This window comes from Micromonospora sp. Mcm103 (assembly GCF_024519755.1).
In the GTDB taxonomy this organism is placed as follows: Bacteria; Actinomycetota; Actinomycetes; order Mycobacteriales; family Micromonosporaceae; genus Micromonospora; species Micromonospora aurantiaca.
This window is the reverse complement of record NZ_JALJRJ010000012.1, coordinates 115,880-141,026: the sequence shown is the minus strand read 5'-3', so window position 1 is coordinate 141,026 and position 25,147 is coordinate 115,880. Positions and strand designations below refer to the sequence as shown.

Annotated in this window: 21 protein-coding genes and 2 riboswitches (1 of these 23 only partly in view); of the genes, 17 read left to right on the top strand and 4 right to left on the bottom strand. The window is 74.6% G+C overall.

What is annotated here, in order from left to right; genetic code table 11:
* Nucleotides 1–138: riboswitch (cobalamin riboswitch) on the top strand; it begins 219 nt to the left of the window's first position.
* Nucleotides 139–268: 130 nt separating this feature from the next.
* Both OC439_RS16995 and OC439_RS16990 read left to right on the top strand, forming a co-directional pair.
* On the top strand, nt 269–781 hold the full coding sequence (locus OC439_RS16995; RefSeq protein ID WP_262014268.1) for an acyl-CoA thioesterase: 513 nt from the start codon (nt 269–271) through the stop codon (nt 779–781).
* Between the two features lie 3 nt (nt 782–784).
* A complete protein-coding gene (locus OC439_RS16990; RefSeq protein ID WP_262014267.1) occupies nt 785–1,408 on the top strand; it encodes a LysE family translocator in 624 nt (207 codons plus the stop codon).
* A 35-nt stretch (nt 1,409–1,443) separates the two neighbouring features.
* On the opposite strand, the gene OC439_RS16985 is transcribed toward OC439_RS16990, so the two are convergent.
* The gene (locus tag OC439_RS16985; RefSeq protein WP_262014266.1) at nt 1,444–2,262 is read right to left on the bottom strand and encodes a PrsW family intramembrane metalloprotease; all 819 of its coding nucleotides are present in this window, start codon (nt 2,260–2,262) and stop codon (nt 1,444–1,446) included.
* A 119-nt stretch (nt 2,263–2,381) separates the two neighbouring features.
* Nucleotides 2,382–2,599, top strand: a riboswitch (cobalamin riboswitch).
* A gap of 112 nt (nt 2,600–2,711) precedes the next feature.
* Here OC439_RS16985 and OC439_RS16980 point away from each other — a divergent pair.
* Together OC439_RS16980 and OC439_RS16975 are read left to right on the top strand one after the other, a co-directional pair.
* Nucleotides 2,712–5,108 (top strand): ribonucleoside-diphosphate reductase subunit alpha, encoded by a 2,397-nt coding sequence (locus tag OC439_RS16980; protein WP_410054932.1) that lies wholly within the window; start codon nt 2,712–2,714, stop codon nt 5,106–5,108.
* A complete protein-coding gene (locus OC439_RS16975) occupies nt 5,099–6,127 on the top strand; it encodes a ribonucleotide-diphosphate reductase subunit beta (RefSeq protein ID WP_262014265.1) in 1,029 nt (342 codons plus the stop codon). The genes OC439_RS16980 and OC439_RS16975 overlap by 10 nt, the downstream gene beginning before the upstream one ends.
* A 21-nt stretch (nt 6,128–6,148) precedes the next feature.
* Here OC439_RS16975 and OC439_RS16970 read toward each other — a convergent pair whose 3' ends face one another.
* From OC439_RS16970 to OC439_RS16960, 3 genes are read right to left on the bottom strand one after another with little or no spacing between them, the layout of a single operon-like run.
* A complete protein-coding gene (locus OC439_RS16970) occupies nt 6,149–7,384 on the bottom strand; it encodes an MFS transporter (protein WP_262014264.1) in 1,236 nt (411 codons plus the stop codon).
* Between the two features lie 38 nt (nt 7,385–7,422).
* On the bottom strand, nt 7,423–8,862 hold the full coding sequence (locus tag OC439_RS16965) for a condensation domain-containing protein (protein ID WP_262014263.1): 1,440 nt from the start codon (nt 8,860–8,862) through the stop codon (nt 7,423–7,425).
* Between the two features lie 14 nt (nt 8,863–8,876).
* Nucleotides 8,877–10,034, bottom strand: a complete 1,158-nt coding sequence (locus OC439_RS16960) for a glycosyltransferase (protein WP_262014262.1) — start codon at nt 10,032–10,034, stop codon at nt 8,877–8,879.
* A 105-nt stretch (nt 10,035–10,139) separates the two neighbouring features.
* Between OC439_RS16960 and OC439_RS16955 the strand changes: the two genes are divergently transcribed.
* The 13 genes from OC439_RS16955 to OC439_RS16895 all read left to right on the top strand — a co-directional run bounded on the left by OC439_RS16955 (nt 10,140) and on the right by OC439_RS16895 (nt 25,106).
* Nucleotides 10,140–11,414 carry a DegT/DnrJ/EryC1/StrS family aminotransferase gene (locus OC439_RS16955; RefSeq protein WP_262014261.1) on the top strand — a complete coding sequence of 425 codons (1,275 nt, stop codon included), beginning with the start codon at nt 10,140–10,142 and terminating at the stop codon, nt 11,412–11,414.
* A gap of 38 nt (nt 11,415–11,452) precedes the next feature.
* Nucleotides 11,453–12,667 carry an inositol-3-phosphate synthase gene (locus tag OC439_RS16950; RefSeq protein WP_262014260.1) on the top strand — a complete coding sequence of 405 codons (1,215 nt, stop codon included), beginning with the start codon at nt 11,453–11,455 and terminating at the stop codon, nt 12,665–12,667.
* A 76-nt stretch (nt 12,668–12,743) separates the two neighbouring features.
* The gene (locus tag OC439_RS16945; RefSeq protein WP_262014259.1) at nt 12,744–13,988 is read left to right on the top strand and encodes an acyl carrier protein; all 1,245 of its coding nucleotides are present in this window, start codon (nt 12,744–12,746) and stop codon (nt 13,986–13,988) included.
* Nucleotides 13,985–15,475 carry a class I adenylate-forming enzyme family protein gene (locus tag OC439_RS16940; protein ID WP_262014258.1) on the top strand — a complete coding sequence of 497 codons (1,491 nt, stop codon included), beginning with the start codon at nt 13,985–13,987 and terminating at the stop codon, nt 15,473–15,475. Before OC439_RS16945 ends, OC439_RS16940 begins: the two co-directional genes overlap by 4 nt.
* Nucleotides 15,468–16,715, top strand: coding sequence for a type III PLP-dependent enzyme (locus OC439_RS16935; RefSeq protein ID WP_262014257.1), 1,248 nt, complete (start codon nt 15,468–15,470; stop codon nt 16,713–16,715). The genes OC439_RS16940 and OC439_RS16935 overlap by 8 nt, the downstream gene beginning before the upstream one ends.
* Before the next feature lie 4 nt (nt 16,716–16,719).
* Nucleotides 16,720–16,974 carry a phosphopantetheine-binding protein gene (locus OC439_RS16930; RefSeq protein ID WP_135239575.1) on the top strand — a complete coding sequence of 85 codons (255 nt, stop codon included), beginning with the start codon at nt 16,720–16,722 and terminating at the stop codon, nt 16,972–16,974.
* On the top strand, nt 16,971–18,131 hold the full coding sequence (locus OC439_RS16925) for an acyl-CoA dehydrogenase family protein (RefSeq protein WP_262014256.1): 1,161 nt from the start codon (nt 16,971–16,973) through the stop codon (nt 18,129–18,131). Before OC439_RS16930 ends, OC439_RS16925 begins: the two co-directional genes overlap by 4 nt.
* Nucleotides 18,124–19,224, top strand: coding sequence for an acyl-CoA dehydrogenase family protein (locus OC439_RS16920; RefSeq protein ID WP_262014255.1), 1,101 nt, complete (start codon nt 18,124–18,126; stop codon nt 19,222–19,224). Before OC439_RS16925 ends, OC439_RS16920 begins: the two co-directional genes overlap by 8 nt.
* A 67-nt stretch (nt 19,225–19,291) precedes the next feature.
* Nucleotides 19,292–20,782: an amino acid adenylation domain-containing protein gene (locus OC439_RS16915; RefSeq protein WP_262014254.1), complete on the top strand. Its 1,491-nt coding sequence runs from the start codon at nt 19,292–19,294 to the stop codon at nt 20,780–20,782.
* Nucleotides 20,782–21,315: a flavin reductase family protein gene (locus tag OC439_RS16910; protein WP_262014253.1), complete on the top strand. Its 534-nt coding sequence runs from the start codon at nt 20,782–20,784 to the stop codon at nt 21,313–21,315. The genes OC439_RS16915 and OC439_RS16910 overlap by 1 nt, the downstream gene beginning before the upstream one ends.
* Nucleotides 21,312–22,214, top strand: a complete 903-nt coding sequence (locus OC439_RS16905; RefSeq protein ID WP_262014252.1) for an inositol monophosphatase family protein — start codon at nt 21,312–21,314, stop codon at nt 22,212–22,214. The genes OC439_RS16910 and OC439_RS16905 overlap by 4 nt, the downstream gene beginning before the upstream one ends.
* Entirely contained in the window at nt 22,198–23,154 is a 957-nt protein-coding gene (locus OC439_RS16900; protein WP_262014251.1) for a Gfo/Idh/MocA family protein, read from the top strand. Before OC439_RS16905 ends, OC439_RS16900 begins: the two co-directional genes overlap by 17 nt.
* Before the next feature lie 101 nt (nt 23,155–23,255).
* On the top strand, nt 23,256–25,106 hold the full coding sequence (locus tag OC439_RS16895) for an AfsR/SARP family transcriptional regulator (protein WP_262014250.1): 1,851 nt from the start codon (nt 23,256–23,258) through the stop codon (nt 25,104–25,106).
* Nucleotides 25,107–25,147 lie beyond the last annotated feature (41 nt).

Sequence of the window (25,147 nt, the reverse complement as noted above, 5' to 3'; positions counted from 1 at the left end):
TCCGGGACTGCCCCGCAGCGGTGAGTGGGAACGACAGCCGTCAACAGCACTGGGCCACGGCCTGGGAAGCGACGGCCAGTAGGCGACCTCGTGTCACGCCCGCGAGTCCGAAGACCTGCCCGCGTCGCGCGTACCACCGGTGCGCGCCGCCGTCGACCTCGCGGGTGGGTCGGGCGGGTGACACGCCGTAGGCAGGGCCGTCGGCGTGTCCTCGACGTGCACGCCCCGGCCGGTCGGCGGTCCGCTTCTGCGAGGACGGAACCGCACAGTGCCCGACACCATCACGCTCACCGGCCGACCACCGTCGGCCTCGCACCTGACCCTGTCGCAGATCATGGACCAGCACCACACCAACCTGATGGGCACGGTCCACGGCGGGCGCATCCTCAACCTGATCGACTCGGTCGCCGGGGTGGTCGCCGCCCGCCACTCCGACGGACCGGCCGTCACCGCCGCCATCGACGAGACCGCGTTCCTGCGCGCGGTACGCGTCGGGGACGTAGTGCACGTGGACGCCCGGATCACCTGGGCCGGCCGCAGCTCGATGGAGGTGGCGGTGAAGGTCAGCGCGGACCGGTGGGACCGCGCGGTGCCGCCGGTGGACGTGGCGACCGCGCACCTGGTGATGGTGGCGGTGGACGACGACGGGCAGCCCCGGCCGGTGCCGCCGCTGCACACCGAGACCGACGGCGACCGGCGGCGCTACCGGGAGGCGCAGATCCGGCGCGAGCACCGGCTGGCGCTGCGCCGGGCGCTGCTCGACGGCGCCGGGGAGGGCTGAGCGGTGCTCGGACTGTCGGCCGCCACGCTCGCCGGTTACCTGGCCGCGATCGTGGTGCTCATGCTCACCCCGGGGCCGGACATGATGTTCGTGCTCGCCAACGCCACCCGGTACGGCGCCCGGGCGGGCGCGGTGGCCGCGCTCGGGGTCGCCGCCGGGGAGGCGGTGCACGTCGCCGCCGTGGTGGCCGGGCTCGCCACCGTCATCGCCGCGTCCCCGGTGCTGTTCACCGCGATCCGGTGGGCCGGTGCGGCGTACCTGATCGTGCTGGGCCTGCGGGCGTTGCGCGGCACGGGCCGGCCCGGCGCGCGTGCGGACCGGCCGGACGGCGGCGCCGGGCGGGCGTTCCGGCGCGGACTGCTGACGAACCTGCTCAACCCGAAGATGATCCTGTTCAGCGTGGCGTTCCTGCCGCAGTTCGTCCGGCCCGAGGCCGGCCCGGTGGCGGCGCAACTGGTGCTGCTCGGGGCGCTGTTCGTCGCGGTGCAGCTCACCGTGGACCTGGCGCTCGGCGTGGGCGCCGGACGGTTCGCCGGGCGGTGGGGCGACAGCCGCTGGTCGCGGCGCGTCGACCGGCTCTGCGCTGTCGCCTTCGTCGCGCTCGGCGTCCGGCTGGCCGTCGGCTGACGGGCCGGGCTGAGCCGGACGGCCGGCCGCCCGGCTCAGCCGGGATGATGCGCGGCCGTCTCCCGGGATGCCGGCACGACCGGCGTCCCGGACGGGGCCGGCCGCTCGCGGTCCAGGTGCAGGCGCAGCAGCACCCAGCCCAGCGACACGGCGCCGATGAACACGTACGCGGGCTGGGTGCCGAACGTGTCCCAGCAGGTGTGCAGCGTGACGGCGGCGGCGAAGGTGAGCAGGAACGCCGCCAGCTTCCGGCCGCCGGGCGCGGCGGCGAACGTGAACAGCGCGGCGGCGGTCAGCCCGGTCCAGGCCAGGTGCGCGGCGGGCGCGGTGAGACCGCGAACCAGCAGCGTCCGCTCGACCGCGCCGAGGTTGCCCTCCGACCCGACGAACGCGGCGAACGCGTAGCCCATGGTCTCCAGCGCGGCGAACCCGGCGCCGGAGGCGACGCCGATCACCAGGCCCTGCGCCGGGGACGGGTGCCGCCGCCACAGCAGCAGGATGCCGGCCGGCACGATCAGCTTGGCGGTCTCCTCGGCCAGGCCGACGAGCGCCATCGGCAGGACACCGAGGCGGTGCAGCGTGCCGTACTCCAGCCAGCCGGCGGCGACCACGCCGACCACGCCGCCGAGGAGCGCGGCGACGCCGACGACGGAGCCGGGGACCGGACGGCGGGCCGGCCGCCCCTGGGCGAAGGCCAGGAACGTGGCGGGCGCGACGCACGCGCCGAGCACGATCAGCGCCGGGATGAACGTGACGGTCCCGGTGCCGGCGAGTGTCTCCAGCACCAGCAGGTGAAGCCCGCCGCCGACGAGCAGGACCGCCACCCACGCCCAGCGGCGCCCGGTATTCCCCATACGCCGAGTATCGCGCCCGTCGGCCCGCGCCGGAATCGGGGGTAGGCACTGTGGACAGTGAGATCATTCCGACACGCCGACACGACATCTGGTGTTGCACACAAGCCCTCACCGCCATATATGGTGGTGCCGCAGCTGGTTCGGCCGAGCCCTCCGGGGGCAAGGCCGAGGCAAGAGGGAACCCGGTGGGAATCCGGGACTGCCCCGCAGCGGTGAGTGGGAACGACAGCCGTCAACAGCACTGGGCCATCGGCCTGGGAAGCGACGGCCGGTAGGCGACCGGCGACCCCGGTCGGGCCCGCGAGTCCGAAGACCTGCCAGCGCGCCGTACGCCTCCGCGTACGGCGGCCGGAGGTCGCGCGGGACGACCGACGCCAGCAGCCGGGCCGGCCGCGCCGTGCCCGTTGGCGTCTCCCGCCGTCTCCAGACGGTGACAGCGAGGAGAGGTCATGACTGTCGTGCAGGAGAGTCCCCCGTCCGCCACCGGCGGGTCCGAGGCCCGCCGGCCGGCGATGCGGGTACGCAAGCGGGACGGCGACACCGAGCCGGTGGACGTCGGCAAGATCGTCCGGGCGGTCGAGCGCTGGGTCGCCGACCTGGACGAGGTGGACCCGCTGCGGGTGGCCACCAAGACGATAAGCGGGCTCTACGACGGGGCGACCACCGCCGAGCTGGACCGGTTGTCGATCCAGACCGCGGCGGAGCTGATCGGCGAGGAGCCGCAGTACTCGAAGCTGGCGGCGCGGCTGCTCGCCGCGTACGTGGACAAGGAGGTCCGCGGTCAGGGCGTGGCGAGCTTCAGCCAGTCGATCGCGTACGCGCACGGGCTGGGGCTGATCGGCGACGAGACGGCCGCGTTCGTGGCCCGGCACGCCCGCAAGCTCGACGACGCCGTGGACCCGGACGGCGACCTCCGGTTCGAGTACTTCGGACTGCGCACGGTCGCGGACCGCTACCTGCTTCGGCACCCGCAGTCGCGGCTGGTGGTGGAGACACCGCAGTACTGGCTGCTGCGGGTGGCCTGCGGGCTGTCCCGCACCCCGGGCGAGGCGGTCGGCTTCTACCGCCTGATGTCCAGCCTCGCGTACCTGCCCAGCTCCCCCACGCTGTTCAACTCCGGCACCCGGCACACCCAGATGTCGTCGTGCTTCCTGGTCGACTCGCCGCGCGACGAGCTGGACTCGATCTACGAGCGGTACCACCAGGTCGCGAAGCTGTCGAAGTTCTCCGGCGGCATCGGCATCTCCTGGTCGCGGGTGCGGGGCCGGGGCGCGCTGATCCGGGGCACCAACGGCCGGTCCAACGGCATCGTGCCGTTCCTCAAGACGCTCGACGCCGGGGTGGCCGCGGTCAACCAGGGCGGCCGGCGCAAGGGCGCGGCCTGCGTCTACCTGGAGCCGTGGCACCCGGACGTGGAGGAGTTCCTGGAGCTGCGGGACAACACCGGCGAGGAGTCCCGGCGTACGCACAACCTCAACCTCGCCAACTGGATCCCGGACGAGTTCATGCGCCGGGTCGAGGCCGACGGCGAGTGGTCGCTCGTCGACCCGTCGGACGCCCCGGAGCTGCCCGACCTGTACGGCGAGGCGTTCGACGCCGCGTACCGGGCGGCCGAGAAGAACGCGGTGCGCACGGTGAAGGCCCGGGACCTGTACGGGCGGATGATGCGCACGCTCGCGCAGACCGGCAACGGCTGGATGACGTTCAAGGACGCCGCGAACCGGCTGTCCAACCAGACCGGCGAGCCGGGCAACGTGATCCACCTGTCCAACCTGTGCACCGAGATCCTGGAGGTGAACGACGACGCCGAGACGGCGGTGTGCAACCTCGGGTCGGTGAACCTCGGCGCCCACGTCACCGCCGACGGCGTGGACTGGGAGCGGCTGCGCGCCACGGTCCGCACCGCTGTGGTCTTCCTCGACCGGGTGATCGACATCAACTACTACCCGGCCGAGCAGGCGGCGGCGTCGAACCCGCGCTGGCGGCCGGTCGGGCTCGGGCTGATGGGGTTGCAGGACGCGTTCTTCACGCTGCGCCTGCCGTTCGACTCGGCGCAGGCCAGGGAGCTGTCCACCCGCGTCCAGGAGGAGATCCTGCTGACCGCGCTGGAGACGTCCGCCGGGCTGGCCGAGCGGTTCGGGCCGCATCCGGCGTACCCGCAGACCCGGGCCGCGAAGGGTGACCTGCACCCGGACCTGTGGGGCGCGGAGCCGGCGCAGGCCGGACGGTGGGCGGCGCTGCGCGAGCGGATCGCCGCACACGGGCTGCGCAACTCGCTGCTGGTGGCGATCGCGCCGACCGCCACCATCGCCTCCATCGCCGGCTGCTACGAGTGCGTGGAGCCGCAGGTGTCCAACCTGTTCAAGCGCGAGACCATGTCCGGGGAGTTCCTCCAGGTCAACACGTACCTGGTGCGGGAGCTGAAGGCGCGCGGGCTGTGGACGCCGCAGGTCCGCGACCGGATCAAGCGGGCCGAGGGCTCGGTGCAGGACATCGCCGAGCTGCCCGCGCCGGTTCGGGAGCTGTTCCGCACCGCCTGGGAGCTGCCGCAGCGGGCGCTGATCGACCTGGCCGCCGCGCGGGCGCCGTTCGTCGACCAGTCCCAGTCGCTGAACCTGTTCCTGAGCGCGCCGACCATCGGCAAGTTGTCCTCGATGTACCTGTACGCCTGGAAGGCCGGGCTGAAGACCACCTACTACCTGCGTTCCCGTCCCGCCACCCGCATCCAGCAGGCCACCGTCGCGCCGGTGCTCGCCCCGGTCTCCGGCGTGGTCTCCGCCGTGAGCGACGACGAGGCGCTGGCCTGTTCCCTGGAGAACCCCGAGAGCTGCGAGGCATGCCAGTGACCACCACCGCACCGACCCGGCACATGCTGCTCGACCCCGGCATGGACCTGACCCTGCGGCCGATGCGCTACCCGCGCTTCTTCGACCGCTTCAAGGACGCGATCAAGAACACCTGGACGGTCGAGGAGGTGGACCTGCACTCCGACCTCGCCGACCTGGCGAAGCTGTCCCCCGCCGAACGGCACCTGGTGTCGCGGCTGGTGGCGTTCTTCGCGACCGGCGACACCATCGTCGCCAACAACCTGGTGCTCAACCTCTACCAGCACGTCAACTCGCCCGAGGGCCGGCTCTACCTGTCCCGGCAGCTGTTCGAGGAGGCGGTGCACGTCCAGTTCTACCTGAACCTGCTGGACACGTACGTGCCGGACGAGAAGGAACGGTTCGCCGCGTTCGCCGCGGTGGAGAACATCCCGTCGATCGCCCGCAAGGCCGAGTTCTGCTTCCGGTGGATCGACTCGATCTTCGAGCTGCGCGAGCTGCGGACCCGCGCGGACCGGCGGGCGTTCCTGCTCAACCTGATCTGCTTCGCCGCGTGCATCGAGGGCCTGTTCTTCTACGGCGCGTTCGCCTACGTCTACTTCCTGCGCTCCCGGGGCCTGCTCAACGGGCTGGCCTCCGGCACCAACTGGGTGTTCCGGGACGAGTCGATGCACATGGCGTTCGCCTTCGACGTGGTGGAGACCGTACGCGCCGAGGAGCCGGACCTGTTCGACGACGAGATGGAGAAGCAGGTGAGGGAGATGCTGGCCGAGGCGGTGGAGTGCGAGGTGGGCTTCGCCGCGGACCTGCTCGGGCAGGGCGTGCCCGGGATGTCGCTCGCGGACATGCGCGAGTACCTCCAGCACGTGGCCGACCGGCGCCTCGCAGTGCTCGGCATCGCCCCGATGTACGGCAGCGGCAACCCGTTCGCGTTCATGGAGTTGCAGGACGTGCAGGAGCTGTCCAACTTCTTCGAGCGCCGGGTGTCGGCGTACCAGGTCGGGGTGACCGGGTCGGTCACCTTCGACGACGACTTCTGACCGCCGCCCCCGCCCCGGCCGTCACGGCCGGGGCGGGACCGGGCTCTCACCGGGCAGCGCCGTCGCCCGGACCCGCCCGATCAACGCCACCACGGCGACCGCCATCACGGCCACCACCACGAACGCGCTGCGCAGGTTCAGGGCACCGGCGAGCAGGCCGATCACCGGCGCCGCGAGCAACGCGCCCGGCCACTGGCCCATCGCCACCACCGAGACGCCCTCACCGGAGGTGAGGCGCGGCTGCTCGCCGGCGAAGCCGAGCACCGTCGGGGTCACGCACGCCAGGCCGAAGCCGAGCAGTCCGAAGCCGGCCATCACCGCGGCCGGATGGGGGTACGCCACCGGCAGCGCCACACCCGCTGTGGCGACGAGCGCGGACAGCCGCACGAAGCGGATCCGCCCGAACCGGCCGGCCAGCCGGTCTCCGACCAGCCGGGCGACGGTGGCGGCGAGCGACAGACAGGTGTACGTGGCGGCGGCGAGCACCGCGGCGGCGCCCGCCACCTCGGTCGCGTACAGCGCGCTCCACTGTGCGCCGGCCATCTCGATGAACGAGGCGAGGAAGGCGATCACCGCGAGCAGCAGCAGCTGCGGGGTGAACCGGTCGCGCAGCCGTCGCCGGGCCTCGCCGTCCTTCGTCTCCTGCCGGGGCGTATCAGGCAGCCAGCGGTGCGTGCCGACCAGCAGCGCGCCCAGCAGGACGCTGGTGACCGCCATCTGCGCCGACGGGGACATCCCGATCGCCGCGGCGCCGGTGCCGCAGAGGCCGCCGGCCAGCATGCCGATGCTGAAGCCGGCGTGGAACGTGGACAGGATCGGCCGCCCGTAGCGCTTCTGCACCTCTACCGACTGGGCGTTCATCGGCGTGGCCAGCAGGTTCGCCGCGAAGCCCCAGACCGCCAGGCCGCCGACCAGCGCCACCACTGTGGTGGACGCGGCCAGCAGCGGCGCGTTGAGCAGGATCAGCGCGGCCCCGGCCAGCGCCAGCCGGCGGGTGTTGATCCGGCTGATCAGCACCGCCACCACGACCAGGGAGACCAGCTCCCCGGCGTTCGTGGCGATGTTCGCCAGGCCCCAGCCGGTGTTGCCGACGCCTACCGCGTCCCGCACCTCCGGTACGCGGGCCGACCACCCGCCGATGGCCAGGCCCATGATGACGAAGAGCAGCGCCACCGACCAGCGGGCCCGTACGGCCGAGCGTGGCACCGGCGGCGCGGGCTGCTCCGTCGTGTGCTGGTTCGTCGAGGTGTCCGTCATGGTCGTCGTACCTCTCTCCGATCGGTCCGTCGGAACTCCTACCCGATCGCGTGGTCGAGGAAGCACGCACCGTCAGGAAGGCGTACCCGCTCCGGGGTGGTGGCCGGGTCGGTGACGAGCGCCGAGACCACCGCGACGTAGTCGTCGATCAGGCCGCGTACCAGGTCGTCGCCGAACACGCCCCGGTTGCGGATCACCACGCCGCCGGCCCGGTCGTCGTCCACCACGACGATCGGCGAACCCCGCTTGACCCAGACGGGCAGGCATTCGGGCGGCACGTCGGCGGCGACCACCGGCGGCGGTGTGCCGGGCGCGGGCCGGGCGGTGATGTCGACCGGCTCCACCCGCAGCCCCGGGCAGTGCAGCACCGGCGACGCCGACGCGGCGGACTGGAACCAGGCGTCGAACAGGTGGTTGTCCGGCCAGGGGCGGATCGCCGCGAAGTCGGGGCGGACCGCCCGGGCCAGCCGGTGGAACGCGGTGGCGTGCGCGACGGCCTCGGCCAGCGAGGTGTGCGCGGCGCCTACCACCGCGCTCATCGGCGCGTCCGCCGCGACGTCGACCGGCAGGTAGACGTTGTTCGTGAACTGACCGACGAGCTGCCGGGACAACGGGCTCTCCCGGCCCAGCGTGGTGGTGCCCAGCACCACCCGGGACCGGCCGGCCCGCCGCGACAGCAGCACCAGGTACGCGGCCAGCAGCAGCACGTACGGGCTGGTGCGGGCCCGCCGGGCGGCCGGACGCAGCCGCGCGGTGACCTCCGGCGGGAACGCGAAGCGGGTGGCCACCTCGGCGCTGAGCGCGACGTCCGGCGCCGGCGGCGACGCCGGGAAGAGCTGGTACGGCTCCACCGGCCGCAGCCGGTCCCGCCAGTACGCGGCCCGGGCGGCGGCGTCGACGCCGTTTCCGGCCTGCTCCGCCTCCTGGAGCGCGGCGAGCGCGGTGGGGCCCACGCCCAGCGGCGGCTGCGGATCGGCCGCGCCGAGCCGGGCCGAGTACGCGTGGCACAGGTCCTCCACCACGACGCGGCACGACCAGCCGTCGGAGACCATGTGGAAGAAGCAGAGCGCGAGCACGTGCTCGGTCTCGGAGAGCCGGACCAGGGCGGCCCGCCACAGCGGCGCCCGGCCGGGGTCGAACGCGTCGTTGCGGTGCGCGTACGCGATCCGCTCGACCCGGGCCTGCTGCTCGGCCGGCGGCAGGCCGGACAGGTCGACGTACTCCAGCGGCGACTCGACGTGCGGCAGGATCCGCACCTCGGGCTCCACGCCGATGCTGTCGAACCGCATCCGCAGCGCGTCGTGCCGGTCCACCACGTCCTGCATCGCCTGCCGCAGCACGTCGACCCGCAGCGCGCCCCGCAGCCGGCGGAACTCCACCACCACGAGCCGTGAGGCGCCGGGGCGGGCCGGGTCGAGCGCGGTCATGAACTCCCACATCATCTGCTGGCCGGGGGCCAGCGGGTACGTCGTCGGCACAACCACTCCCTCCGTCAGGCCGCCACCGGCGGCACGGCCACCGGCGCGACCGGCCGGCGGTCCGCCTCGTCCGGCCGATGGTCCGCCCCGTCCGGCTGGTAGTCGGCCTCGTCCGGCGCGCGGAAACCGGTGAAGAGCAGGTCGGGGCGGCCGAGCCGGAGTGAGGTGACGAACGCGGCCCCGTCGAAGAGCGTCTCGATCGCCGCGCAGGCCATCGACTCGGCCACCGCGCGCGGTCCCCGGTCGCCGCCGAGCCGGCCGGGTGTCTTCGCGGCGATCACCGCGGCCGCGACTGCCGGCACCGCGAGCAGGCTGCGCCCACCGCTGCGCCGGGCGGTCAGCAGCCCGGCCAGCGCGGTCACGGCGAGCGTGCTGGCGGTGTTGAGCACGAACCGGCGCCGGTGCGGGTGGGCGAGGCAGAGCCACTGCTCGGAGCGCCCGTACGTGGTGAACCGGTAGGCGACCGCGCGGAACGTGTCGGCGACGCCGGTGTCGTGGGTGATCACCCCGTCCGGGTCGGTGAGCAGCACGTAACCGGCGTCGGTGAGCAGCAGCCCGAGGTGCAGGTCCTCGCCGCCCAGCGGCATCGGGGAGTCCTCCGGGAACCCGCCGACCGCCTCGAAGACGGAGCGCTTCACCGCCATGTTCGCCCCGGCGCCCCAGGACACGCGCTCGTAGTACAGCGGCCGGGTCAGGTCGCCGAGCAGCAGGTAGGAGCGGCGCATCACGCGGAAGAACGCGCTGTCGCCGGGCTCGACGACGACCGGGCCGGTGACGCCGGCGACCTCCTCGCCGCAGGCGCGCAGGCGGGCCGCGTACCGGGTGATCAGGTCGGCCGGCACCCGGCAGTCGGAGTCGGTGAACAGCAGCAGGTCGTAGCGGGCGTGCCGGACGCCCAGGTTCCGTTTGGCGCCGACGTGCCGGGGGCCGCGCACGTAGCGGGCGCCGTACTCGGCGCAGGCGGCGCGGTGCGCGGCGGCCGCGGCGGGCGCCGAGTCGTCGACGACCACCACCTCCACCGGTTCCGGGCAGTTCGGGGCGGCGTCGCGCAGGCTGCGCAGCTGACGGCGCATCTCCGCCACCCGGTCCTTGACCGGGATGACGACGGAGACGCCGCGCGTGACGGCGCGGGGTTCGGTCGGTTCGCTCACGTGCGATGCGGATCGGCTCATGTCCCGAGGTTCGACCACCCGGATACAACGCCGATACACGGCGCCGGCCGGGCCGGCTACCGCGTGTGTACCGCTGATGTATCGATGGGCATCAAGGTCGAGGACATGACGACCTCCATTCCCCTCGACCGGCGGCTCGCCGTGGACGGTGGCCGGCCGGTCCGCCCGCCCGACCGTCCGTGGCCACGCTGGCCGATCCCCGCGCCGGACGCCGCCGGCAACCTCGCCGCGGTGCTGGCCGGCGGCCGGTGGGCGATCAGCAGCCCGTCCGTCGGCGGCACCGCCCTGTACGAGCGCCGCTTCGCCGCCGACTTCGCCCGCTACGTCGGCCCCCGCCACTGCGTGCCCGTCGACCACGGCTCCAGCGCCCTGGTGGTGGCCCTGGAGTCACTCGGCCTCGGCTACGGCGAGACGGTGCTCGTCCCGGCGCTGACCTGGACCGCCTCCGCGACCGCCGCGCTGCGCGCCGGCCTGGTCCCGGTGCTCGTCGACGTCGACCGGGACACCGGCTGCGTCGGGCCGGACGACATCGACCTGTCGGTGGACCCGCGCGCCGTGGTCGCCGTGCACTGGGCCTCCAACATGGCCGACGTGCCGGCGCTCGACGCGGTCACCCGGCCGCGCGGCATCTCCGTCGTGGAGGACTGCGCGCAGGCCCACGGCGCCACCTGGCAGGGCCGGCAGGCCGGCTCGCTCGGCCGGCTCGGCTGCTTCAGCTTCCAGCACGGCAAGGTGCTCACCTGCGGTGAGGGCGGGGCCGTGGTCACCGACGACGACACGCTGGCGCCGGTGCTCGAGGAACTGCGGGCCGACTCTCGCCGCTACCGCGGCGACCGGACGCCGGCCGGCGAGCTGGACCTGGAGGAGAGCGCCGGTGTGCAGGGCGCCAACTTCTGCCTGAACGAGTTCTCCGCCGCGGTGGCCTGCGCGCAGCTGACCACCCTGGACGAGCAGCACGACGTGCGCAACCACCACTACCGGCTGCTCGGCGAGCTGCTCGACGGCGTCGACGGGGTACGGCTGCTGCAACCGGCGCCGGGCCAGACGCGCATCTCGATCTACGAGGGCACGATCGTCTTCGACGAGCTGCCGGCCGGCATGGACAACGCCGCCGTGGCCGCCGCGCTCACCGCCGAGCTGGGCCGGCGGTTCTACTGCACCGACGAGCCGCTGCACCGCAGCCGGCTGCTCCAGCCGTGGACGAAGCCGCTGCTCGCGCCGCTGGCCGAACGCTTCGCGGCGATCCACCGGGAGCGCACGTACCCCAACACCGAGTGGCTCGCCGCCCACACCGTCCAGACACACCACAGCACCTTCCTCGGCACCGAACAGGACATGGAGGACATCGCCGCCGCCGTCACCAAGGTGCTCACCCGCTGAACCGCGCCGTCCCGGCGCACCAGAGAAGGAGTCTTTCCGTGACCGTCACCCAACGCGAGACCTCGCACGCCCCGTCCCCCGACACGGACGCGCCCGTCGGCGTGTGGCTCAACGGCGCCCGCGGTTCGGTCGCCACCACCGCGATCACCGGTCTGCTGGCGCTGCGCGCCGGCATGGCCGACTCGACCGGCTGCGTCACCGACACCGGCATGCTGCGCGACGCGCCGCTGGCGAGCTGGAACGACATGGTGGTCGGCGGGCACGACATCGTCGACACGCCGCTGGAGAAGAAGGCCGAGTCGCTCGTCGACTCCGGGGTCATCCCGGCGCCGGTGCTGGCCGCCGTGCGCGGCAGCCTGCCCGAGGTCGAGCAGAACCTGCGCACCGGGTACGACGCGCGTACCGAGACCGCGCCGCTGGCCGAGGTGGTCGATCGGCTGGCCGGCGACATCGAGGAGTTCCGCGCCCGCCACGGGCTGTCCCGGGTCGTCGTCATCAACGTCTCCTCGACCGAGCCGCCGGCCGACCACCGGCCCGAGTACGACGACCTGGACGCGCTGACCCGCGCCATGGCCGACCCGGACGACAAGGCGCTGCCGGCCAGCTCGGTGGTCGCGTACGCGGCGTTCCAGGCCGGTTGCGGCTTCGTCGACTTCACCCCGTCCACCGGGGCCCGGCTGCCCGCGCTGGAGATGATGGCGCAGCGGGAGCGCGTGCCGTTCGCCGGCTCCGACGGCAAGACCGGGGAGACGCTGCTGCGTACCGCCCTGGCGCCGATGTTCACCTCCCGCGCCCTGCACGTGCTCTCCTGGGCCGGGGTGAACCTGCTCGGCGGCGGTGACGGCGCGACGCTGGAGGACCCGCGCAACGCCCGCAGCAAGCTCAGCTCGAAGTCGGGCGTGCTGCCCGCGCTGCTCGGTGAGGACGTCACCGCCCCGCTGCACATCGACAACGTGCCGGACCTGGGCGACCACAAGACCGCCTGGGACCACGTCTCGTTCGAGGGCTTCCTCGGCGTCCGGATGTCCATGCAGCTGACCTGGAGCGGGGTGGACTCCACGCTGGCCGCCCCGCTGGTGCTCGACCTGGCCCGGCTGACCGCCGCGGCGCACCGGGCCGGGCACGTCGGTCCGATCGAGGAGCTGGGGTTCTTCTTCAAGGACCCGATCGGCACCGACGAGCACGCGCTCGCCGAGCAGGCGCAGGCGCTCGCCACCTGGGCCAACGGGCTGGACGGCCGCACCGACAGCTGACCTTCGTACCGGCCGCCGGCGCGGCACCCACCGCGCCGGCGGCCCCGCCCCACGTATCCGCATCGAGGAGTCCCCCATGTCCCACCACGTCCCGAACGCGCCGGACCGGCCGAGCACGGATCCGGTGTGGACACCGATCCTGACCGGTCTGCACGCGACCGCGCTGGACTGTCTCCAGACGAGCTTCGCCCTGCTGGCCGACCACGCGAACGGGTCCGGCAGCCACCTCGCCCTCGGCGCCCGGTTCGGGTTCCACACCCGGGACAAGGACGGCCTGGTCACCGTCGAGGCGACCTCGGACGACCGGGCCGCCGAGGCGGTCGACCTGCTGGGCCTGCGGGTGGAGGGCCGGTGGATGCAGCTCGACGGCCCGCAGGTGCGCCGGCTGTCCGCCCCGGGCCAGCCGCTCTACGTCACCGCCGACGCGTACGACCTGCCCTGGTGCCCGTACCACGAGCACGAGCACATGCGGCACAGCTTCCTCGTCACGGCCGCCGCGCCGGACGAGGTCACAGTGGTCGACGCCTACCACAACGACACCGCCTGGGGTCCTGCGCGTCCCGGCGTGTGGCGGCTGCCCGCCGCCGCGTTCGACACGGCGCTGGCCGGCGGCGCACACACCCTGGCGGTGACGGCACACCCGGCCCCGGAGATCGACGTACCGGCCATGCTCGCCGGCAACGCCGCCCGGGCCGGCCGGGCCCGTCCGGAGATCGACGGCTACCTGGCCCGTACCGGCGCCGCCCTGGACACGGTGGCCGGGCTGCACCGCTTCGTCCTCGACGTCTGGCTGCTGGCCCGCGCCCGCGATCTGCACGAACGCTGGCTCGCCGCGGTCGCGCCGGAGGCCGCCGCCGCGCTGGCCGGGCAGGCCGCGCGCTGGCAGCAACTCGCCACGCGCAGCTACGTGGCGCTGCGGCGGGCCCAGGCGGGCCGGCCGGCCGCGCCGGAACTGGCGGACACGCTCGGCGCGCTGATCGCCGACCACCTGGCCGCGCTGGAGTCGATCGCCGGACCGGCGGCCGGGACCGGCGACGACACCGCACCGGCCGCGCCGGAGAGGGCCGGTGACGACGGCGTACGCGCGGCGGTGCTCGGCGCGCTCGGCGACACCCTGGACCTGGACGGCTCGGCCCTGCGCACCACCGACGTACTCCGGGAACTGCCCGGCTTCGACTCGTTCCGGCTGGTCGACGTCATCGACCGGGTCGAACGCCGGCTCGGCGTCGAGGTGCCGGCCACCGCGCTGTCCGCGGCCGACCTGCGCGACGTCGGCTCCCTGTGCGCCATGTTCGGCGCCGCCACCGGAGGTGCCCGATGAGTACCGAACTGCTGCACGACCTGCTGGACCGCACCGCCGACACGCGACCCGACGCGCCCGCCGCCGGGGACGGGACCGTCGAGTTCACGTACCGTCAGGTCCGGGCCGACAGCCTGCGCCTGGCCGGCTGGCTGCGCGGGCAGGGCGTCCGGCGCGGCGACCGGGTGCTGGTGGCGCTGCCCGCCGACGCGACCCTGCCGGCGCTGCTGTACGCGGTCGCCCGGGCCGGCGCGGTCTTCGTCGTCCTCCGGACGCCGGCCCCCGAGGTCGCCCTCGCCCACGTGCTCGACGACGCCGAACCGGGCCTGGTCCTCACCGACGACCCGGTCCTGACCGGCCTGTCCCGCGCCCGCGGCGTCCCGGTGCGCGGCGCGGCCGAAACGCGCCGTGCCGCGGCGATCGGCGGCGCGCCCGCCAGTCCGGCCCCGCTGGCTGTCGACCCGGTCTGCCTGATCTACACCTCCGGCAGCACCGGCATGCCGAAGGCCGTGGTGTCCACGCACGCCCAGGTCACGTTCGCGGTCCGGGCGATCCAGTCGGAGCTGCGCTACCGGCCCGACGACGTGGTGCACGTCCTGCTGCCGCCGTCGTTCGACTACGGCCTCTACCAGATCTTCCTGAGCACGGTGGCCGGTGCCCGGCTGCGCCTCGGTGATCCCGGGGACACCGGTGGCCGCCTGCTGGCGACCCTCGTCGAGTCCGGCGCCACGGTGCTGCCCTGCGTACCGTCGCTCGCGATCAACCTGCTGCGGCTGCTCGGCCGGGCCGGCGCGCCGCGCCCGCCGCTGCGCCTGCTCACCAACACCGGCGCCGCCATGCCGCCGGAGGTGCTGGCCGGCCTGCGCCGGCTGCTGCCCGGCCTGGCCGTCCAGCTGATGTTCGGCCTCACCGAGTGCAAACGCGCGGCGATCATGCCGCCGGACGCCGACCTGCGCCGGCCCGGCGCCTGCGGGCGCGCGCTGCCCGGCACCGAGATCTTCACTGTGGACGCCGAGGGGCGGCGTCAGCCACCGGGCGTCCGCGGCGAGCTTGTGGTACGCGGCCCGCACGTGATGGCCGGCTACTGGCGGCGGCCCGAACTGACAGCGCAACGCTTCCGCCGCGCCCACGGGCTGTTCCCGCAGCTGCACACCGGCGACCACGGTCACGTGGACGCCGACGGGTACGTCCACTTCGCCGGCCGCCGCGACGACGTCTACAAGGAGAAGGGCACCCGGGTGAGCGCCACCGAGGTGGAGGCCGCCGCGTACCGGGTCGACGGCGTGGACGCGGCCGGGGTGCTGCCGCCGGCCGACGGCCGCGACGGCGCGACGCTGTTCGTGGTGGCCGCGCTGACCCCCGCCGACGTGCTGCGCCGGCTGCGGGAACAGCTGGAGGAGATGAAGGTGCCGGCGCGCTGCGTCGTGCTGCCCGACCTGCCACTGACCGGCAACGGCAAGGTGGACCGGCGGGCGCTGGCCCGGCTGGCGGGTGAGCACAATGGCTGACCTGCCCTTCGACACCCCGGCGTACCGCTACGACCTGGCCCGGGTACGCGCCAGCCACGCCACCCTGGTCGGCGCGCTGCCCACGCCCAGCCGGCTGTTCTACTCGCTCAAGGCCAACCCGCACCCGGCGCTGGTCGCGGCGCTGCACACCGCCGGCTGCGACGCCGAGATCTGCTCGCCGGGCGAACTCGCAGCGGCGCTGCGCGCCGGCGTGCCGGGCGAGCGCATGCTCTACACCGGACCCGGCAAGCGCGACGCCGAGGTGGCCGAGGCGGTACGCGCCGGGGTCCGCTGGTTCTCCGTCGACTCGCCGGCCGGCCTCGACCAGGCCGACCGGATCGCCGCCGCGCACGGCGTCGAAGTGCGCTGCCTGCTGCGCGTGAACGACCGGGTGCCCAACCCGGGCCAGGGGCTCACCATGACCGGCGTCGCGTCGCAGTTCGGCGCCGACGCCGACTGGATCGAACAGGAGCCGCATCGGTTCCGCTCCCGCCCGTCCGCCCCGGTACGCGGATTCCACCTCTACACCGGCAGCAACGTCGACTCGGTGGACGCGCTGGTGGCCCAGTTCACCGCGGCGGCACGTACCGCCCGGCGGCTGCGGGACCTGCTCGGCATCGACCTGACCCTGCTCGACCTGGGCGGCGGCTTCGGCGCGCCGTTCGCCCGGCCCGGCCACAACGCGGACCTGACCGGCCTCGCCGACCGGGTCGCCGCGGCCCTGGACGACCTCTTCCCCGCCTGGCGCGACGGCACCCCCGAGGTGGCCTTCGAGTCGGGGCGGTTCCTCACCGCCACCGCCGGCACGCTGCTGACCCGCGTGCTGGACGTCAAGCGGTCGCAGGGCACGCCGGTGGTGGTGCTGGAGTCCGGCATCAACCACCTCGGCGGGATGTCCGGCCTGCGCCGGCTGCCGCCGCTCGTGCCCGCACTGCACGCCGCCGACGGACGCGACGGCGCGCCGCTGGAGGCCGCGATCGTCGCCGGGCCGCTGTGCACACCGCTGGACACCTGGGCCCGCGCCGCGAACCTGCCCGACGTCCGGCCCGGCGACGTGCTCGCCGTGCCGAACGTCGGGGCGTACGGGCTCTCGGCGAGCCTGCTGGCCTTCCTCGGCCACCCGGCGCCGGTCGAGGTCGTCTGCGACGGCGACCGCGTCGTCGAGACGTCCCGGCTGACCCTGACGCGGCACCCGGTCGACGCGCCGGGCGCCCCTGCCGAACCCCGAGAAGAAAGGTGACGTCATGAACGCCGAATTCACCGAGTTGCTCCGCCCGTTCCTCAAGTTCGCCGGCGCGGACGAGATCACCGAGGAGTCGCGCCTGCGCGACCTCGGCCTGGACTCCATGCGCGAGATCGAGCTGCTGTTCGCCATCGAGGACACGTTCGGAGTCGCCGTGCCCGACGACAAGCTGGTCGACTCGACCTTCGCCACGGCCGGCGGGCTGTGGGGCGTGGTCGAGGAACTGCGCGCCCCGGTCGGCGGTGGTTCCCGATGACCGCGACCGCCGGGTACGCCCCGGCCGTCGAGACCGTCGCCGAGGTCGCTGCGGAGCACGCCCGCCAGTCCGACGAGGACGCCGCCTTCCCGACCGAGGCGCTGACCGCCATGCGCCGCACCGGGCTGCTGGGGCTGCTGGTCCCGGCCGCCGAGGGCGGTGCCGGCGGCACGCTGACGGACCTTGTCGACGTCACGCTGACGCTGGGCCGGGTGGACATGTCGGTGGCGATGGTCTTCGCCATGCACTGCCAGCAGGTCGCCGCCATCACCGCGTACGGCGGGGAGAAGCTGCGCGCCGAGGTGCTGCCGGCGGTGGCCCGGGGCGAGCGGTATCTCGGCTCGGTCACCACCGAGGCCGGCAAGGGCGGGCACCTGCTGACCGCCGAGTCGGCGCTGGAGCACGACGGCGAGATGCTGCTGATCGACAGGCAGGCGCCGATCGTGACCGGCGGCCCCTACGCGGACGCCTTCCTCATCACCACCCGCGCGCCGGGGGCCGGCTCGGCCGCCCAGGTGGACCTGGTCTACGCCGACCGGGACCAGGTGGAGACCGAGGTGACCGGCGGGTGGCGCCCGCTGGGCATGCGGGCCACGCACAGCGTGCCGATGCGGCTGCGCGGCGCGGTGCCGCAGTGGCAGGTCATCGGCGAGCACGGCGGGTTCCGGGAGATCGCCACCCGGGTCTTCGCGCCGCTGGCCCACGTCGGCTGGTCGGCGGCCTGGATCGGGGCGGCGGCCGGTGCGTACGCCCGGGTGCTGCGGCACGCCCGCAGCGAGGCGGGACGGCGGCAGTTCGCCCCCTCCTCCGAGCTGGTGCTGCTGCGGCTGGCCGGCATCCGCACCCGGCTGGACGCGGCGCACGCGCTGCTGCGGCACACCGTCGCGGTGGTCACCGACGCGCCGGACATGTCGGCGGCGCCGGTGCAACTGCTGCTCAACACGCTGAAGATCCGGGCGGCGGAGGAGTCCTTCGCCGCCGCCGACGAGCTGGTCGAGCTGACCGGCCTGCGCCACGGCTACCTGACCGACTCGCCGCTGACGCTGGAGCGCACCTTCCGGGATCTGCGCTCGGCCTCGCTGAACTACGCCAACGACCGGCTGCGCCTGGCAAACGGTGCGTTGTCGCTGCGCGACCCGGGGGTGCGTCTTGCCTGAGCCGACGCCGGCCGGGGACGACGCCGCCGCGGTGCGGGCCGCCCTGTCCGGTGCGGATCCCACCGACCCCGGCGCGGTGTGGCGCGCGCTGGGCGCCGCCGGCATCGTCGAGGCGCTCTATCCGGACGGCGTCCAGCCGGACCCCCGGCGGCTGTCGGCGCTGCTCACCGAACTGGACGCCCGGTGCCCGCTCGGCGTGACGCTGTCGGTCTGCGTCCAGGTCGCCACCGTACTGCCGCTGCTGGCCGGCGCGACCGGCCCGGCGGAGACCGCGCGGCGCGGCATGCTGCGCGGCGAGACGGTGGTGGCGCTCGCCGTCACCGACGCCGCCGGGTCGGGCTCGGACCTGCTCGACGCCACGACCCGGGTGAAGCCCGGCGACGACGGCGCCGTCCTGGACGGCGGCAAGGACTGGATCACCAACGCGACGAGCTGCGACGCGGCACTGGTGCTGGCCCGGCACCGCGAGGCGCGGCACTTCACCAGCTTCTGCTGGGTGCTGGTGCCCGCCGCCGCGCCGGGCGTGACGGCCGAGTCCGCCGGGCGGGCGTTCGCCGGGTCCGGCGTGGGCCACCTGCGCTTCGCCGGCGTGGCGCTGGGCCCGGACGCCGTGCTGGGCCGCCCCGGCCGGGCGCTGGCCGGGTTCGCCCGGCAGGTCGGCGTCGAACGGGTCGCCGGGGCGCTGTGGGCCCGGGCGATGTGCCACCGGATGCTGACCGGCCTGCACGACTGGCTGCGGCGGCGGCCGGCCGGGGCGGGCACGCTGTGGGACCGCCCGGCGGTCCGCGAGCGGTACGCCCGGTGCCTGGTCGCCATGCACCAGCTCGACGCGCTGTGCGCGCCGCTGCTGGACGCGCCGGCCGCCGTCCCGTCCGCGGTCACCGGGATGCTGCTCAAGGTCAGCGCCGCCGAGACCGTGGACCGGGTCGCCGCCGAGGCGGTGCGCCTGCGCGGCGCGGACGCGTTCCGCGACGGCGGGGAGGCGCAGCTGCTTACCGAGGCGGCCATGTTCGGCATCGCCGGTGGCGCCACCGGCGCAATGCTCGCCGGCATCGCCGACCACGCCGACGAACTCGTGGGCACGGTGACCTGAGCACGACGTCCCGCGCCGGTGGCGCCGGAAGACCGATCGACGACAGCACAGTGAAGGGAGCAACGCCGTGAGTCTCTACTCCTGGTTCGAGCGGACCGTGGCACGCGTGCCCGAAGCGGTCGCGCTGGAGGTCGGCGGAGAGCCGGTGACCTACCGCCGGCTGCGCGACCTCGCCGACGGCCTCGCCGGGCGGATCCACGCCGAGGTGGGCCACCGTCCGCGCGCGGTCGGCCTGCTGGCCGCCCGCAGCCTGCCCGCGTACGCCGGCTATCTGGCCGCGCTGCGCGCCGGAGCGGTGGTGGTGCCGCTCAACCCGGCCTTCCCACCGGCCCGCACCGCCCGGCAGTGCCGGGACGCGGGCGTGGACGCGCTCGTGGTCGACGACGCCGGCGCCGCGACCGCGGCGCAGGTCGCGGGCGACACCGTGACGGTACGCCTCGACGGCGCGTCCGCCGTCCCGCCGCCGGCCGCCCCGGTGGCGCCGGACGACGTGGCGTACCTGCTGTTCACCTCCGGCTCGACCGGGCGGCCCAAGGGCGTGCCGGTCCGGCACCGCAACGTGGACGCGTTCCTCGCGTACTGCCGGGACCGCTACCCCGTCGGCCCTGGTGACCGGCTGTCCCAGACCTTCGACCTGACCTTCGACCCGTCCGTGTTCGACATGTTCGTCGCCTGGGGCGGTGGCGCCACGCTCGTGGTGCCGCAGCCGGACGAGGTGCTGACGCCGGTGCGGTTCGTCAACGAACGGCGGATCACGCACTGGTTCTCGGTGCCCTCGGTGGTCTCGCTGGCCCGCCGGATGCGGATGCTCTCTTCCGGCGCCATGCCCGGCCTGCGGCACAGTCTCTTCGCCGGCGAGCCGCTGACGCTGGAGCAGGCGCGGGCGTGGGCGGCGGCGGCGCCGGGCAGCGTGGTGGAGAACCTCTACGGTCCCACCGAGCTGACCGTGACCTGCACCGGTCACCGGCTGCCGGCGGATCCGGCGGCCTGGCCGGCCACCTCCAACGGCACCGTGCCGATCGGCGACGCCCACCCCGGGCTGGACGCGATCCTGCGCGCCGAGGACGGCGCCGTCGGCGTGGACGACGGCGAGCTGTGCGTGCACGGGCCGCAGCGGTTCGACGGCTACCTCGACCCGGCCGACGACGAGGGCCGGTTCGTCACGTACGCCGGCCGCCGGTACTACCGCACCGGTGACCGGGTCCGGCGCGAGCACGGCACGTTCGTGCACCACGGCCGCCTGGACGACCAGGTGAAGCTGCGCGGCTACCGGATCGAGCTGGGCGAGATCGAGATGGTCCTGCGCGGCCACCCGGGGGTGCAGGACGCGGTGGTGCTGGCGTTCGGCGCGGGCGACGACGTCTCCCTGCGCGCGGTCTACACCGGCGCCGCCGGGATCACCGGCGAGCTGACCCGCAGGTGCGCGGAGCGTCTGCCCGCCTACATGGTGCCGGCGCGGATCCACCACGTGGCCGCGCTGCCCACGAACGCCAACGGCAAGACCGACCGGCGGCGGGCCGCCGACCTGGTCGGCAGCGCGACGAGAGGAGCACGGTGATGACCGGCACAGGAAAGGGACAGGACCAGGAACGGGCGTTCCGCTCGGTGGCCGGGCGCTTCGCCACCGGAGTGGCGGTGGCGACCGCCGTCGGGCCCGACGGACCGGTGGGGATGACAGTCAACTCCTTCACCACCGTGTCGCTGTCGCCCCGGATGCTGCTGGTCTGCCTGCGGCGGGACTGCCGGCTGCTCGGCGCGGTGCGGCGTACCGGCCGGTTCGCGGTGACGGTGCTCGGCGACGACCAGCGCGAGGAGGCGGCCTGGTTCGCCAGCCGGGGCCGGCCTGCGGGCGCCGAGGGTTTCGCGGGTGTGGCGTACGACGACGAGCGGGCGACCGGTTGCCCGCGCCTGACCGACGGGGTGGCGTACTTCGGATGCGAGGCGGTCTCCGCGAATCCGGCCGGTGACCACGCGGTGCTGATGGGCGCGGTCCGCTCCGCCGGTCTGCTGCGGCCGAACCCGCCGCTGCTGTTCGTGGACGGCGGCTACGCCCGGGTCGCCGCGCCGCGGGAAGCGCAGGTGGCGCGATGAGCATCGGTGCCGCTCCCGGCGACCTGCGCCACCTGAGCCTGCGCGCGGCGCGGGCCGGGGCGGACGCGATCCGCGAGGCGCGCGGTAAGGGCTTGCAGACCGAACACAAGGGCGGCGCGGCCCAGGACCCGGTGACCAGCGCCGACCACGCCAGCGAGCGGGCCATCCTCGGCCTGCTCGCCCGCGACCGGCCGCAGGACGCCGTGCTGGCCGAGGAGTCCGGGGCCAGCGACGGCTGCTCCGGCCTGCGCTGGATCGTCGACCCGCTCGACGGCACGCTGAACTTCAGCCACGGGGCGAGCCGCTACGCGGTCAGCATCGCGGTGGCGACCGGCTGCGACGTGGGCGACGGCCGGGTGGTCGCGGCCACCGTGCTGCAACCGGCCACCGGCGCCTGCCTGGTCCTCGACGACGACGGCGCGCTCGACGGCGACGCACCGGTCGCGGTGAACCGCGAGGCCGAGCCGGGGCACGCCCTGGTGGCGTTCGCGGTGCCGAACGCGCCGGGGCCGCGACGGCGGGCGTACCAGGCGCTCGTGGGCGTCGCGCCCCGCGTCGCCGACCTGCGCAACACCGGCTCCACGGTCTGTGACCTGGCGGCGGTGGCCCGCGGCGAGCTGGACGCGTTCGTCAGCTTCGACCCCGCGCCGTGGGACATCGCGGCCGGCGCCGCGCTGGTCGAGGCCGCCGGCGGCGTGAGCCGGCGGTGGGCCCACGACGGGTTCGTGGTCTTCGCCACCGGCGCGCCGGCCGTGGTGGCCGCGCTGGCCGGCTGGCTGGGCGACGACGGCGCGGACGGCCGCGACGGCATCGACAGCCGCGGCGGCGCCGACAGCACCGACGAAGCCGACACCGACACCGACGAGGAGAGGGGAACCGACGATGACCGGCAGCGATGAGTTCCGGCTGGCACTGGTGGGGGCGGGCCGGATGGGCCACCACCACCTGCGGGCCCTGGCCGACCACCCGGCCGTCCGGATCCGGTACGTGGTCGATCCGGTTCCGGCGGCACGGGAGGCGGTCACCGCCGCCGGGCTGCCGGCGTACCCGAGCGTGGAGGACCTGCTCGCGGACGCCGTGCCGGACGGTCTCCTGGTGACCGCGCCCACCGGGCGGCACGGCGCGCTGGTCGCGGCGGCCGCCAAGGCGGGGCTGCCGGTGCTGTGCGAGAAGCCGGCCGGGCTCGGCCCGGCCGAGGCGGCGGAGACGGGCCGGGTGGCCGCCGCGGCCGGGATCCCGTTCCAGGTCGCCTACTGGCGCCGGTTCGTCCCGCAGCTACGACGACTGCGGGAGCGGATATCCGGCGGAGAGCTCGGCGAGATCCTGTTCGTGGCCGCGGCGCAGTGGGACGGCGAACCACCGGCGGCGGCGTTCCGGACCGGCAGCGGCGGGATCTTCGTGGACATGGGCGTGCACGAGTTCGACCAGATCCGGTGGCTGACCGGGCAGGAGATCGACCGGCTCGCGGTGCAGCCGGCCGGTCCGGTCACCGACCCGGCGGTACGCGGCCGGGACGTGGACAGCGCGCAGGCCTTGCTCGGCCTGTCCGGCGGCGGCACCGCGCTGGTGTCGCTCGGCCGGCACCACCGGGGCGGCGACATGGCGACGGTGGAGGTCTTCGGCACCCGCGACCACGAGCGGCTGACCTTCCTCGACCCGGCCGACGGGGACGCCACCATGTACACGGCCCTGGCCCGTCAGGCGGAGGACTTCGCCGGGCTGGTCCGGGAGGGCCGGTCGGCGGGTGCCGGGGTGGCGGACGCGGTGGCGGTGCTCGACGCGGCGCGGCGGGCGACGGCACAGCTGACTCGGGGTCACGAAGTACACACCGATCGGTGACTACTTGCACCATCTGGGAGCGAGGTATTCCCCAGCCGAAGGTGGGAAATCCATCGGTACACCACACTGTGGACGGTACTGCGGAGCGGGGGAATACATCGATGCGGTTCAGTGTTCTCGGCCCGTTGACCGTTCATGTGGACGACCGGCCGGTCACGCTCACCGGCACCAAGCCCCGCCTCCTGCTCGCCGTGCTGCTGCTGAGCCCGGGACGTACGGTCCCCACATCCCGGCTGGTCGACGGCCTCTGGCCGGACGCGCCGCCCGCGTCGGCGGTCCGCAACCTGCGCACGTACGTGCACCGGCTGCGGCAGGCGCTGGACCGCGGTGGCGACTCGGCCGACCGGCTGGTCCACGACGGCACCGGCTACCACCTGCGGGTCGACGAGGACGAGCTGGATCTGCTGCGGTTCCGGCGTCTCGCCGACGAGGCCCGCCGGGCCGCGCGGGGGGACCGCCCCGAGGCCGCCGCCGACCTGTTCGACCGGGCGGTCGAGCTGTGGGGCGGGTATCCGCTGGAGGACCTGGCGGATCTCGGCACCGACCTCGGCGCGACCGTCACGGCGCTGCGGGAACAGCACCGGGAGATGACGACCGAGCTGATCGACCTGCGCCTGCGGCTGGGTCAGCCGGCCCGGGTCATCCCGCCGCTGCGCCGGATGGTGGCCGAGGAGCCGCTCGACGAACGCCGGCAGGCGCAACTGGTGACCGCGCTGACCTTGGAGGGGCGCGTGGCCGAGGCGCTGGCCGTGTACCAGCAGGCCCGGCGCGGCATCGTCGACGAACTCGGCGTCGACCCCGGTCCCACCCTCCAGGGCGCCCTCCAGACCGCACTGGACGCGGACTCCGCCGAGGTCCGTCCACCGGCCGGCTGGTCGGCGGCCCTCGGCGCCGGGCCCGCGTCGCCGCCCGACCCGCCGCCGAGCCCGCAGGCCCTGCCGATGAAACCGCCGTCCCTGGTCGGCCGGGACACCACGGCGGGCCAGTTGCGCGCCATCGCCGAGGGGATCGCCGACCCGGCCGGCGCCGACGAGCACGCCGGGGTCGTGCTCGTCTCCGGCGCGCCGGGCGTCGGCAAGTCGTCGTTCTCGGTGAGCAGCGGGTACGACCTGGCCGACCTCTTCCCCGACGGCCAGCTCTTCGTCAGCTTCGACAGCGGCGACGAGCCGCCGCGCGGCAGCGGGGAGCTGATCCGGGAGCTGCTGGTCGAGTTGGGCGTGCCGCTGACCGACGTGTCCGAGGACATCCGGGAGCGCTCGGCCGTGCTGCGGTGCGCGCTCGCCGGCCGGCGGCTGCTGCTCATCATCGACGACGTCGACTGCGCGCAGCAGGTGCGGCCGCTGCTGCCCGGTGCGGGCCGCAGCCTGGTGCTGATCAACAGCCGGCAGCGCCTGCTGGACCTGGACGTCGGCTGGCGGCTGACGCTCGGCGCGCTCGACCGGGCCGACGCGGTGGAACTACTCGCCACGATCGCGGGCGAGCGCCGGGTACGGGAACAGCCGGAGGTGTTCGGCCGGATCGCGGCGGCCTGCGACCGGCTGCCGCTGGCCCTGCGGATCGTCGGCAGCCGGCTCGTCACCCAGCCCGACGTCGCCCTGCCCGGCTTCGCCGCGCATCTGGAGGACGAGGAGAACCGGCTGTCGGAGCTGTCCGTCGGGGACATCTCGGTACGCGACAGCCTCTCGGTCAGCTACCAGGCACTGGACGTCGACGCCCGCCGGGCGCTGCACGCGCTGGCCCGCACCGACTCGTTCATCACCCTGGCCAGCGCGGTGGAGATCCTGCGCCTGCCCCGGCAGCAGGCCAACCGGATGGTGGAGCATCTGATCCAGCACAATCTGCTGGTGCCGGTCGACCCCGGCGCCCCGGGCGAGCGTTTCCACCTGCCGGAGCTGCTGCGGCTGTTCGCCCGCGAGCGCGTGGACGCGCACGGCCGGCCGCTTCCGGCCTGAACGCCGATCGCGGTGTGCGGGTCGGTCCGACCCACACACCG

What these genes read in the sequence shown, in the direction of transcription:
- OC439_RS16985 (WP_262014266.1), bottom strand. Translation starts at nt 2,262, where the DNA reads ATGGGGAATACCGGGCGCCGCTGGGCGTGGGTGGCGGTCCTGCTCGTC.
- OC439_RS16980 (WP_410054932.1), top strand. Translation starts at nt 2,712, where the DNA reads ATGACTGTCGTGCAGGAGAGTCCCCCGTCCGCCACCGGCGGGTCCGAG.
- OC439_RS16975 (WP_262014265.1), top strand. Translation starts at nt 5,099, where the DNA reads ATGCCAGTGACCACCACCGCACCGACCCGGCACATGCTGCTCGACCCC.
- OC439_RS16970 (WP_262014264.1), bottom strand. Translation starts at nt 7,384, where the DNA reads ATGACGGACACCTCGACGAACCAGCACACGACGGAGCAGCCCGCGCCG.
- OC439_RS16960 (WP_262014262.1), bottom strand. Translation starts at nt 10,034, where the DNA reads ATGAGCCGATCCGCATCGCACGTGAGCGAACCGACCGAACCCCGCGCC.
- OC439_RS16955 (WP_262014261.1), top strand. Translation starts at nt 10,140, where the DNA reads ATGACGACCTCCATTCCCCTCGACCGGCGGCTCGCCGTGGACGGTGGC.
- OC439_RS16945 (WP_262014259.1), top strand. Translation starts at nt 12,744, where the DNA reads ATGTCCCACCACGTCCCGAACGCGCCGGACCGGCCGAGCACGGATCCG.
- OC439_RS16940 (WP_262014258.1), top strand. Translation starts at nt 13,985, where the DNA reads ATGAGTACCGAACTGCTGCACGACCTGCTGGACCGCACCGCCGACACG.
- OC439_RS16935 (WP_262014257.1), top strand. Translation starts at nt 15,468, where the DNA reads ATGGCTGACCTGCCCTTCGACACCCCGGCGTACCGCTACGACCTGGCC.
- OC439_RS16930 (WP_135239575.1), top strand. Translation starts at nt 16,720, where the DNA reads ATGAACGCCGAATTCACCGAGTTGCTCCGCCCGTTCCTCAAGTTCGCC.
- OC439_RS16925 (WP_262014256.1), top strand. Translation starts at nt 16,971, where the DNA reads ATGACCGCGACCGCCGGGTACGCCCCGGCCGTCGAGACCGTCGCCGAG.
- OC439_RS16910 (WP_262014253.1), top strand. Translation starts at nt 20,782, where the DNA reads ATGACCGGCACAGGAAAGGGACAGGACCAGGAACGGGCGTTCCGCTCG.
- OC439_RS16905 (WP_262014252.1), top strand. Translation starts at nt 21,312, where the DNA reads ATGAGCATCGGTGCCGCTCCCGGCGACCTGCGCCACCTGAGCCTGCGC.
- OC439_RS16900 (WP_262014251.1), top strand. Translation starts at nt 22,198, where the DNA reads ATGACCGGCAGCGATGAGTTCCGGCTGGCACTGGTGGGGGCGGGCCGG.
- OC439_RS16895 (WP_262014250.1), top strand. Translation starts at nt 23,256, where the DNA reads ATGCGGTTCAGTGTTCTCGGCCCGTTGACCGTTCATGTGGACGACCGG.